The sequence below is a fragment of the Pseudomonas sp. M30-35 genome (assembly GCF_002163625.1).
Classification (GTDB): Bacteria; Pseudomonadota; Gammaproteobacteria; order Pseudomonadales; family Pseudomonadaceae; genus Aquipseudomonas.
In genome coordinates, this window is sequence record NZ_CP020892.1 from 2,587,066 (window position 1) to 2,600,729 (window position 13,664).

Here is a 13,664-nt window from a genome sequence, read left to right on the forward strand (position 1 = left end):
TCATATTCAAACGATTGGCAATACTAACAAGACATCCAAACAAAACGCTGCACGCTAGATGATTCAGCATGCAACGCTTTGCACAGAATGCTTATTGAGCTGCTTTTTTAACTTCAGCCTGCACTTGATCGAACAGCTGCTGGCCAACGGTATCAGTCACTTGCTGGATTGCTGGCTGCGCTGCTTCACGCATACGCTCGATTTCAGCAGGGCTGATTTCGTTGATTTGCATGCCGTTCTCTTTCAACTCAGCCAAGGCCTTAGCGGCTTCTTCACGGGTATCCTGACGCTCAAAGTCACGCGCTTTGACAGCCGCTTGCATGATGATGTCTTGCTCGGTCTTGGACAGACCATCCCACCAGCGCTTGGATGCAGTGACGATCCACGGGCTGTAAACGTGGTTGGTAATGGTCAGGTACTTCTGCACTTCGAAGAATTTCGACGACAGGATGGTGTTGAACGGATTTTCCTGACCGTCTACAGCTTTGGTTTCCAGTGCAGTAAACAGCTCTGAGAACGGCAGCGGTACAGCGTTGGCGCCCATCAACTTGAAGGTTTCAAGGAATACCGGGTTTGGCATCACGCGCAGTTTGATACCGTCGAAATCTTCCATTTTTTCAATTGGGCGCACGTTGTTGGTCATGTTGCGGAAGCCATTCTCCCAATAGACCAAGCCTACCAAGCCCTTCTCTTCCAGCTTGTCCATTACTTCGCGGCCAACTGGGCCATCAAGGACTTTGTCAGCTTGCTCGGCACTGCTGAACAGGAATGGTGTATCCCAAACGGCCATCTCTTTGCTGATGCCGACCAATGTGGCAGTCGAACCGACCATCATTTCCTGAGCGCCACCGATCAGCGCGTTCTGCATTTGGTTATCCGGGCCAAGGCTGGCAGCACCGAATGTACGCACTTTGAGTTTACCGTCCGAAGCCTTGGCAACTTCTTCGGCAAGCAGCTTGGCTGCACGACCTTGGTTGCTCTCTTCGTTGAGGCCATAACCAAAACGGATCATGCGTGAACGAACTTCATCTGCGTGGGCAGCAAACGTCGCCAATGGGCTAAACAGGACTGCGGCGGTTAAGCCGGCGATCAGTGTACGTCTCATGGTTTGCACCTTTGTTGTTGTTGAATGAGTCGGGACAACAGTAATAAAGCTGTGTATTGCGCGCCTGTTACCAGACGCTTGCAGTGCATGGCAGCCAGGATCAGCGCAGCCATGCCAGTGGGACTGTGACGATCGCTGGGAATGCGATCAGCAACAGTACGATTGCCAGGTAGATCAGGAAGAACGGCATCACTCCACGCACCAGTATTTCCATGCGCAGCTTACCGATACCGCCAACCACGTTGAGTACAGTGCCCACCGGCGGAGTAATCAGGCCGATGGAGCCAATCAGTACGAACATCACCCCAAAATACACGGGGTCAACCCCGGCCTTGGCTGCAATTGGCGCCAATACAGGAGCCAAAATCAAAATGGTCGGCGTGAGATCAAGCACCATGCCGACGGCAATCATCAGCACCATGATTGCTGCGACCAGCAAGCGCGGATGATCAGCCAATGGGCCGAGCATCGCAGCCAGTTCGGCAGGCAACTGGGCCAGCGTCACCATGTATGCAGACACAGTTGCAGCGGCGCACAGGAACATCACCGAAGCGGTTGTGCGGCTGGCGCGAGTCATGGCCTCAATCAGGGTCTTCCAATCCAGCTCACGATAAAGCAGGGTCGAAACCGCCAAGGCATAAGTTGCCGCAACAACAGCCGCCTCGGTTGGGGTGAAGATACCGAAACGCAGGCCGCCAACGATGATCACCGGCAGCATCAATGCTGAGGCACCGTCAACCAACGCCGCGCGGCGCACTTCTTTACTGGCTTTGGGCGGCGATGGCTCTGTAAAGCCGCGAGCGATCAGGGTCCAGGCGAAAATCAAACCGGCACCCATGATCAAACCAGGCACCAAGCCGGCCATAAATAGCTGACTGATCGAAGTGTTAGTCACTACGCCGTAAATTACGAACGGCATTGAAGGCGGAATGATCGGCGCGATGATGCCGCCTGCTGCTACCAAGCCAGCCGATGAATGCAAGGGATAACCACGTTGACGCATCATTGGCAGGAGCAAGGTCGCCAGGGCCGCAGTATCTGCCAGCGCTGAACCGGACATACTGGCCAGCAGCACGGCAGCAGCGATCGCCACAAAACCCAGACCGCCACGCTTGTGGCCGACAAAGGCTTGGGCCATGGTGATAATGCGACGCGAAATACCGCCCGCATTCATCAGCTCGCCAGCGAGAATGAAGAACGGAACCGCCAGTAGCGGAAAGCTATCAGCGCCAGCCAGCAGGTTTTGCGCCAGCAGCTGTACGTCCCAGAAGTCCAGATACCACATCAACACGGCACCAGTGAGCACCAGCGCAAAGGCGATTGGCATGCCAAACGCCATGAAACCAAGCAGTGAAGAAAGGAAAACAGCAACTGTCATGCGCGTGTCCTCGGTGGGCGTTGCCCGTTGTTCTTATGGGTGAATACGACGCTTAATCAATGGTGACATTGGCCGCTGCATGGGCCAGCGGCTGGCTTCTACGCCAGACGTTGACTAACTGCACAATGGCCAGCAACACCAACACCGCCATGCTTGCCAACACGGGCAACATGGCGATCGCCAGCGGATAACCCACAACCGGGCTGGTATTACTCCAGCCGTACTGCATCTGCTCCCACGCGCCCTTGACTGAAAGTGCGCTGGCAACTGCAACCAGTACCCAACTCAACGAGTCGACGACTTTGCGCATCACCTGCGGGAAGCGATCACGGATCAAGGTGAAACTCATCAACTCGCCCCGGCGCATGCTTGAAGCGACACCCACAAACACCAACCAGACGAATGCCAGCCGTGACAGCTCTTCCGCGCCCCCCCAACCAGTGCCGAACGCATAACGCAGCACCACGTTGCTGAACACCACGATGACCATAAACGCCATCAGCGCCGCCATCATCATGTCGGTGACTTTGTCGAACATCATCGCCACGCCACCGGTATAGATCGGCTCGCCGGTCAGACGTGCGCCCTCTTGGCCTGAGTCAGCGTTATCTGCTGCCTCAGAATGAGCGTTGTTAGCGCTATCAAATTCGGCGCTGCTATCAACCGCTTCAGCCAGCAAAGCGGGTTCTTGAACAGTGCTTTTAGCCCAGCTAACAATCGCTTCAACAACCCGATCACGGCTTTGGCTGGCATCTACAGTCAGTACACCGGGTTCGCCAGTTGGAGACTCAAGCGTGGCGAATTGGCTGTCGACCAGCGAGGTCGGCATGAAATGACCGGGGCGAGAGCCCACGCGCTCAAGCGCAGTGGCGTGGTCTATCTCCAGATGAGCGAAGTGCAGATCATTGATTGCCGCGCGCAGTTGTTCGCGGTAGCTGTGCTTAAGCGCTGAACAGGCCAAGACAAAACCATTACCAGCCGCTTCTACAGCGTGCATTTCAGCAATCAAGGCATCCAGCCACACTCGCCGATTGTCATCACTGAGTGGGATACCGGCGCTCATGCGCTGAACATTTTCCTGGGGGTGGAATAGATCGGCTTCGATATGTTGCAGGCCAAGTGCGCTGGCAACGGCGCGACTGATATCGCTTTTGCCTGAACCGCTAACACCCATGACCACAAGTGCACGCATATCAAGCTCAGCGCCTTGGGCAGGAAGGCTGGTTTTCATACATGTCTCCGACGCGCTATCACTGCAGCGCTATTTTGTTTTAACCGATGTTAGCGCTACCAAATTTATCAAGCAAGTAGGAATTTATCCTGAGTGGATGATCCTGCTGGGAAAAACCAGCAGCACACAGCGGTTACTGATCCGCTGTACGCTTGGCATTTATCAGAAAAAACATGATAAACAAGATTAAATACAATCACTAACATATTGTTTTAATTGAATAAAAACAAGTTAATATTGATTCGAGAAACAACACATCCGCCAACCTGCCCCTGCAAGGAGGCCCTCGCAGGGGCCGCTGGATCCTAGCCTTTAGTCTACAAACCTAGCTCGATGATCGTCTGCTCGCGCATGCGGAACTTCTGAATTTTGCCGGTCACCGTCATCGGAAATTCGTCTACGAACAGGTAGTAACGCGGCACTTTGAAGTGGGCGATATTGGCTTTGCAGAACTCGCGCAACTGGGTTTCATCGCAGTCCATATCTGGATGCAGCTTGATCCAGGCGGCGATTTCTTCACCGTATTTACTGTCAGGCACACCGATGATCTGTACATCGGCAACTGCAGCGTGGGTAAACAGAAACTCTTCGATCTCTCGCGGATAGATGTTCTCCCCGCCGCGAATGATCATGTCTTTGCTACGCCCGACAATGCGTACATAACCACTTTCATCCATCACCGCTAAGTCACCCGTGTGCATCCAGCGGTCTCCGTCGATTGCCTCGGCGCTGGCTTGCGGGTTATTCCAGTAGCCGAGCATCACGCTATAGCCCCGTGTACACAGCTCACCAGTCTGCCCACGCGGGACAGTTTCGCCCAGTTCGTCGATGATTTTACTTTCAAGCTGTGGCTGCGTCCGCCCCACGCTGGTGACCCGGGCCTCAAGGTCATCATCCGCAGCAGTCTGTAGCGACACCGGGCTGGTTTCAGTCATGCCGTAGGCAATTTGCACCTCTGACATGTGCAGTTCTTTAATCACCCGGCGCATCACCTCAATCGGGCACGTTGCCCCAGCCATGATCCCGGTGCGCAGCGAGCTTAGGTCAAACTCATTAAGCCGCGGGTGATCCAATTCGGCGATAAACATGGTCGGCACACCGTATAACGCGGTGGCTCGCTCTTGAGCGACCGCTTGCAAAGTCGCCTCAGGCTCAAAACCGGCTGAGGGGTAAATCATTGTCGCGCCGTGAGTTATGCACCCCAGATTACCCATGACCATGCCAAAACAGTGATACAGCGGCACCGGGATCACCAGCCGATCATGCTCAGTCAAACCCATGCTAGCGGCGACCATATAACCGTTGTTAAGGATATTGTGATGGCTCAAGGTCGCACCTTTAGGCGCGCCGGTGGTGCCAGAGGTGTACTGAATGTTGATGGCTTGATCACATTGCAGCTCAGCCTGGCGTGCAACCCGTTGTTCAGCAGTCACCGCCTGCGCCATCTCGGCTAACTCACGCCAATGTATAAAGCCAGCCGGGGCTTGCTCTGCCAGGCTAATCACGCCGCGCAATTCAGGTAGGCGTGCGCTGGCAAGCTGACCGCGTGGGCTCGTCGCCAATTCCGGTAATAAGCCAACCAGAATGGCTTGGTAGTCAGATGTTTTGAAGGCATCGGCGCAGACCAACCAACTGCAGCCCGATTGCTTGAGCGCATATTCGAGCTCGCTGCAGCGATAGGCCGGGTTGATATTGACCAACACAGCACCGATCTTGGCGCTGGCGAACTGGCTGATGCACCACTGCGCGCAATTAGGTGCCCACACGCCAATCCGATCACCGGTTTTAATCCCCAGCGCCATAAACGCCTGCGCCGTACGGTTAACCTCTTCCGCCAACTGCTTCCAGCTGTAACGTAAGTGCTGATGCACCACAATCAAGGCATCACGCTCAGCGAAGCGCGCCGCAGTGTTATCGAATGCATCGCCAACGGTCAGGGTCAGCAATGCTTTGTCTTGTGGTCCTTGGGAATAACTCGGCGCAGTCATTGGATACCTTTTTTATGATTATTCAGGTAATTGGCGAGGCGCTGCCGCAGCTAGCAGCCTGAAGGTTTGTAGGCAAATGCAGGAACTCAAAAACTGCGTGCGATGACCATGCGTTGAATATCGCTGGTGCCTTCATATATCTGGCAGACCCGCACATCACGGTAGATGCGCTCCACCGGAAAGTCTTTCAAATAGCCGTAGCCGCCATGGACCTGAATCGCCGCCGAGCAAACCCTCTCAGCCATTTCCGAGGCAAACAGCTTGGCCATCGAGGCCTCGGTCAGGCACGGCAAGCCTGCTTGGCGCAAGGTTGCGGCATGCAAAACCATTTGCCGGGCAACGGCGATCTCGGTGGCCATATCTGCCAAACGAAACGCGACCGCCTGATGCTCGATAATTGGCTTGCCGAAGGTTTCGCGCTCATGGGCGTAGTCTCGAGCCGCCTCAAATGCCGCACGGGCCATGCCGACTGCCTGGGAGGCGATACCAATGCGCCCGCCCTCCAAGTTGCTTAGGGCAATCTTGTAGCCTTCACCCTCCTCCCCCAAGCGCAGACTGAGCGGAATGCGCATGTCGTCGAACTGTAGCTGGCAGGTGTCTGAGGCGTGCTGACCGAGCTTCTCTTCAATCCGGCTAACGCTAAAGCCTGGCGTATCGGTCGGCACGATAAACGCCGAAATACCGCGCTTACCAAGGCTTGCATCGGTCACTGCAAACACAATCACCACGCCAGCATGACTGCCCGAGGTAATGAATTGCTTGCTGCCATTTAGCACGTAATAGTCGCCATCACGTTGCGCCTTGGTACGCAGAAAACTGGCGTCGGAGCCTGCTTGCGGCTCGGTTAGGGCAAACGCCCCAAGCACTGCGCCCTCGGCAAGCGGCTGCAAATAATTGCGTTTCTGCTCTTCAGTGCCGTATTTCAATACCGGCATGCAGCCGACAGAGTTGTGCACGCTCATGATGGTTGAACAGGCGCCATCACCGGCGGCAATTTCTTCAAGCGCCATGGCATAAGCCACATGCCCCGTATCCGCGCCACCCCATTGCTCCGGCACAAGCATGCCGAGAAAGCCAAGCTGCGCCATCTCGCGCAAGGCTTCTGCCGGGAAACGATGCTCACGATCCCAGTCTGCTGCAAAGGGTTTTAGCCGTTCCTGGGCAAACTGTCGGGCAACGTCGCGAATCTGCAGTTCTTCATCTGTCGGGATCATTAATTCGCTCCTTGGCTGACCAGTTCAAGAGCGACTGCTGTTGCCTCACCGCCACCAATGCACACCGAAGCCACACCGCGTGTCAGCCCCCGTTGTTGCAGCGCATAGAGCAAAGTGACGATGACCCGCGCGCCAGATGCGCCAATCGGATGGCCCAACGCACACGCACCGCCGTGCACATTGACCTTGTCATGGGAGATTGCCAGATCACGCATAGCCGCCATCGGCACCACGGCGAAGGCCTCATTGATCTCGAACAGATCAACCTCATCCAGCATCCAACCGGTGCGCGCCATCAAACCTTTGATCGCGCCAACCGGTGCGGTGGCAAACAGGCCGGGAGCTTGCGCATGGGAGCTATGCCCGACAAGGGTTGCCAACGGCTTTAACCCGAGCTTTTCAGCCTGGGAGCGACGCATTAACACCAAGGCTGCAGCACCATCTGAAATGGAACTGGCATTAGCCGCCGTTACAGTTCCGCCTTCACGGAATGCAGGTTTTAAGGTCGGGATTTTTTCCAACTTGGCTTTTGGCGGCTGCTCATCGCACGTCACGCTGAGCGTTTCGCGTTTGGCTTTGACTTCAACGGCAGCAATCTCCGCCTCAAAATGGCCTTGATCCATCGCCGCCTGTGCGCGCTTTAGCGAGGTAATTGCATAATCATCTTGCTGCTCACGGCTAAAACCGTAGCTTTGCGCGCAATCTTCGGCGAACGTGCCCATCAAGCGGCCTTTATCGTAGGCATCTTCAAGACCATCAAGGAACATGTGATCAAGCACCCGGCCGTGGCCCATGCGATAGCCCGCACGGGCCTTGTCCAGCAAGTACGGTGCGTTGGACATGCTCTCCATGCCGCCGGCGACTACCACCTCAGCGCTACCAGCCAACAATAAATCATGGGCAAGCATCACTGACTTCATGCCGGAGCCACACATCTTGTTCAGCGTCGAGCACACCGTGCCTTGGTCTAAACCTGCACCCAGTGCTGCCTGGCGTGCCGGGGCTTGGCCCTGACCGGCCTGCAGCACACAGCCCATGATCACTTCATTAACGGCATCATCAGCTAAACCCGCACGTTTTACTGCCGCGCGAATTGCAGTGGCACCCAGTTCAGCGCAACTAACGCCGCTCAAATCCCCGATAAAACCGCCCATTGGCGTGCGTGCAGCACTGACAATGACGACCGGATCGCTATTACTGTTCATATGCGGGCTCCTGCTGTTGGAGTGACAAAAAGACTGCTACTTGGCAGCCATACGCAAGGCGCCATCCAGGCGGATAACCTCGCCGTTGAGCATGCTGTTTTGGATAATGTGCAATACCAGCGAGGCGTACTCCTCGGGTTTGCCCAAGCGTGGCGGAAACGGCACGTTAGCGGCCAAGCCATCACGCACTTCCTGGGGCATGCCGGCCATCATCGGTGTTTCAAAAATACCGGGAGCAATGCACATCACCCGAATGCCCGAACGCGCCAGTTCACGCGCCAACGGTAATGTCAGCCCGACCACCGCGCTCTTTGAAGCCGCATAAGCGGCTTGTCCAATCTGCCCGTCAAATGCGGCGACCGACGCTGTATTGATCATCACCCCGCGCTCACCATCTGCTTGTGGCTCACTCTGAGCGATCGCTTCTGCAGCCAGGCGCAGCATGTTGAAGGTACCGATCAAGTTGACATCGACCACCTTGCGAAAACTCTCCAGCGCATGCACGCCGTTACGCCCCAACAGCTTTTCCGCTGGCGCAATACCCGCACAGTTGACCAAACCGTGTAGGCCGCCGAAGTGCTCAAGCGTCTGGGTAATGGCCTTGCTGGCGTCTGCCTCCTGGGTAATATCGACTGCAACGAACAAGGCGCTTTCACCCAACTCGGTCGCACGGGCCTGACCCGCTTGCTGATTGATGTCCGCCAACACGACCTTGGCGCCCGCCTCTACCAACTTGCGCGCCGTGGCCAAGCCCAGCCCGGAACTGCCGCCGGTGATTAAAAATACTCGCTGTTCAATTTGCATCTGGATTATTCCTGTTCAGTGCGCTGCGCACTCAGACCGTCGCGCCGTGAAGGTTCTGCTTGGCGATTTCTTGATTGCGTAATAAAAAGCGCTGAATCTTGCCGCTTGGGGTCTTTGGCAATTCATCGACAAACTCGATTTCCCGCGGATAAGCATGAGCAGACAGACGTTTGCGTACGTATTGCTGCAACTCCTCAGCCAACGCCTGGCTGGCGGCGAACTGCGGCTGCAGCACGACAAAGGCCTTAACCAACTCGGTACGTTCGGCGTCTGGCTTGCCAATCACAGCGGCTTCAATCACTGCGTCGTGTTCGATCAAAGCGCTTTCAACATCAAACGGCCCGATGCGATACCCCGACGTGGTGATCACATCATCGGCGCGCCCAACAAAGCTGATGCTGCCGTCAGCATTGAGCTCAACCGTGTCGCCACTCAGGTAATAGCGACCACTGAAAGCCTTGGTCGGCATGTCCTGATAACCGCGAAACCAGAACAACGGAGACTGACTCACATCCAGCGCAAGGTTGCCGGGCTGGCCGACTGCAAGCTCATTACAGGCTTCATCGACCACCACTACACGATGCCCCGGCACCGCATAACCAGCTGCGCCGATGCGAACCGGGTGTTCGTATGCATGGTGGTTGCACAACACCATGCCCAGCTCTGTTTGGCCGTAATGATCATGAATGGTGGTGTCCAGCCCCTCGGCAAACCAACGGATGACCTCAGGCGTTAGCGGCTCACCGGCGCTGCTCACCGCGCGTAATTTGGCCTTCAGCAGCGGCTCGACCTGCTGTTTGGCGGCGAGCAGTAAACGGTAGGCAGTCGGCGAACCTGCAAGATTGGTAATGGCGTATTTGCGGATCACCCGGCAGGTACTTTCAACACTGAAAGTACCTTCATAAAAGGTAGTCGGATGGCCCATCGCCAATGGCCCGGTGACGGCGTAATACAGGCCATAGGCCCAGCCGGGATCAGCGACATTCCAGAAGGCATCTTCAGGGCGCAAATCCACAGCGTCACGCATATAGCTGACAAACGCCAGAATCGCTTTCAGCGGCACAGGAACTGGTTTGGCTGCACCCGTTGTACCTGAGGTGAACATCATCAGAAACGGGTCTTGGCTGTTGCGCATTACTGGCTCGAAGTGCTCATCATTGCGCTCAAGCTCAGCCCAGAAACTGAAGTCGCCGTGCGCAATCCCTTGCCCTTTAGGGCCTGAAACAGTGACGCGCAAAGCATCACTGGCAACTTCGTCAAGTTTTGGCCGGTTGCTGGCGTCGGTGACGATAACTTTAGAGCCCGCAGTATTTATCCGATGCTCAATGGCTTTGGGGCCAAAGGCAGTAAACAACGGCTGGTAAACCGCGCCCGCGCGCCAAGTGCCAAGAATAGTGATAAGCAGCTCAACGTTGCGTCCCAACATACCGGACACGCAATCACCCGGCATGACGCCCTGGCTGCGTAAGAAATTGGCGAAACGTGCGGACTGCTGTTTCAACTGGGCGAAGGTGTAGGTTGCACTTGAACCGTCGGCGCCCTCCCAAAACAAGGCAACACGCCCGGGCAGCGCATGCCGGTCGCAACACTCGACGCAGGCATTGATCGCGTCAGTCGACCCCGCCAACGTAGTGCTCATGGCGTGGTTAAAATCGAACTCACGGGCAGCAGAAAAGTAGTCACGCATCAGTCAACTCCGAGCTTTTTTATTTGAGGAGTAGTAACCGATAGTCGCGCCCAGACGCATTCCGGGCAATGTCTTAAGGGATCAATCTGTCTGAGCAGTTTTGACAGTGGCGCTCCCTTGAGGATACATCATGCTGTGATATTGACCTGGCGTTGAGCCGGTCCATTTCTTGAAGGCTTTGTAAAAAGCGCTGGCGTCGGCAAACCCCAAATCAAAGGCCAAATCATTGAAATTGATCTCGCCCTGATCCAAGCGGCTGATTGCCATATCGCGGCGCACGTGATCCTTGAGGCTTTGGTATGACTGCCCTTCTTGCGACAACTTGCGCCGCAGTGTTGAGGGCGCCATAAAGAAATACGCAGATATCGCCTCGATATCAGGCCAGCGCTCAGGCTTCATTGCCCGCAGATAGGTTTTAATCCGTGCGGCATGACTTTGCGGATCACGGTACTTGACCAAGATCCCTTGTGGCGCGGTTCGCAGAAATAGTTTCAGCTCTTCAGCACTGCGCCTGATCGGCAGATCCAACCATTGCGCGTTAAATAGCAGCCGTGATTGCGGGCGGTTGAAACGCAAATTTTCGCTGAACATCACCCGATAATCTTCAATATAGTCTGGCTTGGGCCGCTGCACTTCGATTGCGATGATTGGAATGCGTCGCCCCACCAACCAACACGCCAGACCATGCACAATCATCCACATTGTGAAATCTGCGAATGCACGCCCACGGGTGCTGACTGAGCCTGGCGCTTGCTCAAGCACGATCTCCGCCATGCCCCCGGCCCGCTGCAGACGCGGCGTCAGGTCTTCAAATATCAGCCCTAAAAAGCGCAAAGCGCCCTGCAACGCACGCTCAAGGGTTGGTTCCTGACTGGCGGTACGCGCCATAAATGCAAAGCTGCCGACCTTCATGCGTCGCGCATTGAGGCCAAAGAACTCATCATCCGTACGCTGCGCAAGGGCTAACCACAGTTGCGCATACTGCTCACAGGAGACTCGTGCGTATGGCTTTGCCAGCAGTCCTGGCGCAATGCCTGCCTGCTCAAGCAACTGGCGCACATCTGCCCCACCACGTTGCAGCTCATAGATGGCTTCACTGACCAACTGTATAGATATGGTGCCCTTGTCTGCCTGCATAGGTTCCTTGCTTGATCGAATCTGTCGCGCACATGTCAGCCAGCAAAGTATTTCGCACCCTGCGGCGAAAGTCCTAAACCAGATTTCGACAAAATGTAGACCGGTTATTTGTAGAGCGACAGCTTGACAGCTTTGCAACTCAGCTTTACGTTTACGTAAAGGTTAATACGAGTTACCAGCAATGCCCACCTATTCAATCTCAGAACTGGCTCGCGAGCTGGATATCACTACCCGCGCAATTCGCTTCTATGAAGAGCAATCAATGCTCAGTCCTGAGCGACGTGGCCAAGAGCGCATCTACAGCGCTAAAGACAAAGTGACGCTAAAACTTATTTTGCGCGGCAAACGCATCGGTTTTTCACTCGCTGAATGCAAAGAACTCATCGAGTTATATGACCCGGTTCAGGGTAATCGTAAGCAGCTTGAGAGCTTTATGCAGAAGATTGCTGAACGCCGTAATCAACTCGAACAGCAACTGCTGGACATCCAGCAAATGCAACTGGAGCTCGATACTGCCGAAGAGCGCTGCTTGATCGCCATGGCTGATATCGATAAAAAACAAACAGTTAACATTTAAACCTAAGAACCCTCTGAGAACGTAGCGAGCGAAGGGAATACAAGGCGAAAAGGTGAGAAAAAGCGCAGTTTAGTTGTCCTAAATGAGCATTTTGAGCAGCTTTTCAACGCAGTAGTACCTAGCGCAGTAGTTTTCAGAGGGGTCTTAATAATTATAGGTGACACCATGAGCTATCCTTCTCTGAACTTCGCGCTTGGCGAAACCCTCGACATGTTGCGCGACCAGACTCAAGCATTTGTCGCGGCTGAACTGGCCCCACGCGCGGCGGCTATCGACAGCGAAAACCTGTTCCCTGCCGACATGTGGAAAAAATTCGGGGATATGGGTTTGCTCGGCGTCACCGTCAGCGAAGAATACGGTGGAGCCGGCCTTGGTTACCTGGCGCACGTCATCGCGATTGAAGAAATCAGCCGCGGCTCTGCGTCTGTGGGCCTGTCCTATGGCGCGCACTCGAACCTTTGCGTAAACCAGATCAACCGTAACGGTACGACCGAACAAAAAGCTAAGTACCTACCGAAATTGATTTCAGGTGAGCACGTCGGCGCACTGGCCATGAGCGAGCCAAACGCTGGCTCGGATGTCGTCTCGATGAAGCTGCGTGCCGACAAACGTGGCGACCACTACGTACTCAATGGCAGTAAAACCTGGATCACCAACGGTCCCGACGCCAATACCTATGTAATTTACGCCAAGACCGACATTGAAAAAGGCGCGCACGGCATCACCGCCTTTATCGTCGAACGTGACTGGAAAGGCTTCAGCCGCGGCAGCAAGTTCGACAAGCTCGGCATGCGCGGCTCAAACACTTGCGAGCTGTTCTTTGATGACGTTGAAGTACCGGCCGAGAACATCCTTGGCGTCGAAAACGGCGGGGTTAAGGTGCTGATGAGCGGCCTCGACTACGAACGCGTGGTGCTGGCCGGCGGCCCAATCGGCATCATGCAGGCCTGTATGGACGTGGTCGTGCCCTACATTCATGACCGCAAGCAGTTCGGCCAGAGTATCGGTGAGTTCCAGCTTATCCAAGGCAAGGTAGCGGACATGTACACCCAGCTTAACGCTAGCCGCGCCTATCTTTATGCAGTGGCGCAGGCCTGTGATCGTGGCGAAACCACGCGTAAGGATGCAGCCGGTGTCATTCTCTATAGCGCCGAACGTGCAACACAAATGGCCCTGGACACCATCCAGATTCTTGGCGGCAATGGCTACATCAACGAGTTCCCGGCTGGACGCCTCCTGCGTGACGCCAAACTGTATGAAATCGGGGCTGGCACCAGCGAAATCCGGCGCATGCTGATCGGCCGCGAACTGTTTAACGAAACCAAGTAAGCCTGAACG

The 13,664-nt window shown here is 55.3% G+C and carries 11 protein-coding genes; 2 read left to right on the top strand and 9 right to left on the bottom strand.

Going from position 1 to position 13,664, the window contains the following annotated elements:
* Positions 1 to 91: 91 nt before the first annotated feature.
* From B9K09_RS11830 to B9K09_RS11870, 9 genes are all read right to left on the bottom strand, one after another.
* A complete protein-coding gene (locus B9K09_RS11830; RefSeq protein ID WP_087516989.1) occupies positions 92 to 1,105 on the bottom strand; it encodes a TRAP transporter substrate-binding protein in 1,014 nt (337 codons plus the stop codon).
* Between the two features lie 100 nt (positions 1,106 to 1,205).
* A complete protein-coding gene (locus B9K09_RS11835) occupies positions 1,206 to 2,483 on the bottom strand; it encodes a TRAP transporter large permease (RefSeq protein ID WP_087516990.1) in 1,278 nt (425 codons plus the stop codon).
* Between the two features lie 52 nt (positions 2,484 to 2,535).
* Positions 2,536 to 3,714, bottom strand: coding sequence for a gluconokinase, GntK/IdnK-type (locus tag B9K09_RS11840; RefSeq protein ID WP_256574008.1), 1,179 nt, complete (start codon positions 3,712 to 3,714; stop codon positions 2,536 to 2,538).
* A gap of 317 nt (positions 3,715 to 4,031) precedes the next feature.
* Positions 4,032 to 5,702 (bottom strand): AMP-binding protein, encoded by a 1,671-nt coding sequence (locus B9K09_RS11845; protein WP_087516991.1) that lies wholly within the window; start codon positions 5,700 to 5,702, stop codon positions 4,032 to 4,034.
* 86 nt (positions 5,703 to 5,788) lie between these two features.
* Entirely contained in the window at positions 5,789 to 6,916 is a 1,128-nt protein-coding gene (locus tag B9K09_RS11850; RefSeq protein WP_087516992.1) for an acyl-CoA dehydrogenase family protein, read from the bottom strand.
* Positions 6,916 to 8,121 (bottom strand): acetyl-CoA C-acyltransferase, encoded by a 1,206-nt coding sequence (locus tag B9K09_RS11855; protein WP_087516993.1) that lies wholly within the window; start codon positions 8,119 to 8,121, stop codon positions 6,916 to 6,918. Before B9K09_RS11855 ends, B9K09_RS11850 begins: the two co-directional genes overlap by 1 nt.
* A gap of 36 nt (positions 8,122 to 8,157) precedes the next feature.
* Positions 8,158 to 8,925, bottom strand: a complete 768-nt coding sequence (locus B9K09_RS11860; protein WP_087516994.1) for a 3-hydroxyacyl-CoA dehydrogenase — start codon at positions 8,923 to 8,925, stop codon at positions 8,158 to 8,160.
* A 31-nt stretch (positions 8,926 to 8,956) separates the two neighbouring features.
* Positions 8,957 to 10,612, bottom strand: a complete 1,656-nt coding sequence (locus B9K09_RS11865) for an acyl-CoA synthetase (protein ID WP_087516995.1) — start codon at positions 10,610 to 10,612, stop codon at positions 8,957 to 8,959.
* Positions 10,613 to 10,693: 81 nt separating this feature from the next.
* On the bottom strand, positions 10,694 to 11,770 hold the full coding sequence (locus tag B9K09_RS11870) for an AraC family transcriptional regulator (RefSeq protein WP_371917458.1): 1,077 nt from the start codon (positions 11,768 to 11,770) through the stop codon (positions 10,694 to 10,696).
* Positions 11,771 to 11,930: 160 nt separating this feature from the next.
* On the opposite strand from B9K09_RS11870, the gene B9K09_RS11875 reads away from it, so the two are divergent.
* Both B9K09_RS11875 and B9K09_RS11880 read left to right on the top strand, forming a co-directional pair.
* A complete protein-coding gene (locus tag B9K09_RS11875) occupies positions 11,931 to 12,326 on the top strand; it encodes a MerR family DNA-binding transcriptional regulator (RefSeq protein WP_087516997.1) in 396 nt (131 codons plus the stop codon).
* A 165-nt stretch (positions 12,327 to 12,491) separates the two neighbouring features.
* Positions 12,492 to 13,655 carry an isovaleryl-CoA dehydrogenase gene (locus tag B9K09_RS11880; RefSeq protein ID WP_087516998.1) on the top strand — a complete coding sequence of 388 codons (1,164 nt, stop codon included), beginning with the start codon at positions 12,492 to 12,494 and terminating at the stop codon, positions 13,653 to 13,655.
* The last annotated feature ends 9 nt before the right edge of the window (positions 13,656 to 13,664 follow it).

What these genes read in the sequence shown, in the direction of transcription:
- B9K09_RS11830 (WP_087516989.1), bottom strand. Translation starts at nt 1,105, where the DNA reads ATGAGACGTACACTGATCGCCGGCTTAACCGCCGCAGTCCTGTTTAGC.
- B9K09_RS11835 (WP_087516990.1), bottom strand. Translation starts at nt 2,483, where the DNA reads ATGACAGTTGCTGTTTTCCTTTCTTCACTGCTTGGTTTCATGGCGTTT.
- B9K09_RS11840 (WP_256574008.1), bottom strand. Translation starts at nt 3,714, where the DNA reads ATGAAAACCAGCCTTCCTGCCCAAGGCGCTGAGCTTGATATGCGTGCA.
- B9K09_RS11845 (WP_087516991.1), bottom strand. Translation starts at nt 5,702, where the DNA reads ATGACTGCGCCGAGTTATTCCCAAGGACCACAAGACAAAGCATTGCTG.
- B9K09_RS11850 (WP_087516992.1), bottom strand. Translation starts at nt 6,916, where the DNA reads ATGATCCCGACAGATGAAGAACTGCAGATTCGCGACGTTGCCCGACAG.
- B9K09_RS11855 (WP_087516993.1), bottom strand. Translation starts at nt 8,121, where the DNA reads ATGAACAGTAATAGCGATCCGGTCGTCATTGTCAGTGCTGCACGCACG.
- B9K09_RS11860 (WP_087516994.1), bottom strand. Translation starts at nt 8,925, where the DNA reads ATGCAAATTGAACAGCGAGTATTTTTAATCACCGGCGGCAGTTCCGGG.
- B9K09_RS11865 (WP_087516995.1), bottom strand. Translation starts at nt 10,612, where the DNA reads ATGCGTGACTACTTTTCTGCTGCCCGTGAGTTCGATTTTAACCACGCC.
- B9K09_RS11875 (WP_087516997.1), top strand. Translation starts at nt 11,931, where the DNA reads ATGCCCACCTATTCAATCTCAGAACTGGCTCGCGAGCTGGATATCACT.
- B9K09_RS11880 (WP_087516998.1), top strand. Translation starts at nt 12,492, where the DNA reads ATGAGCTATCCTTCTCTGAACTTCGCGCTTGGCGAAACCCTCGACATG.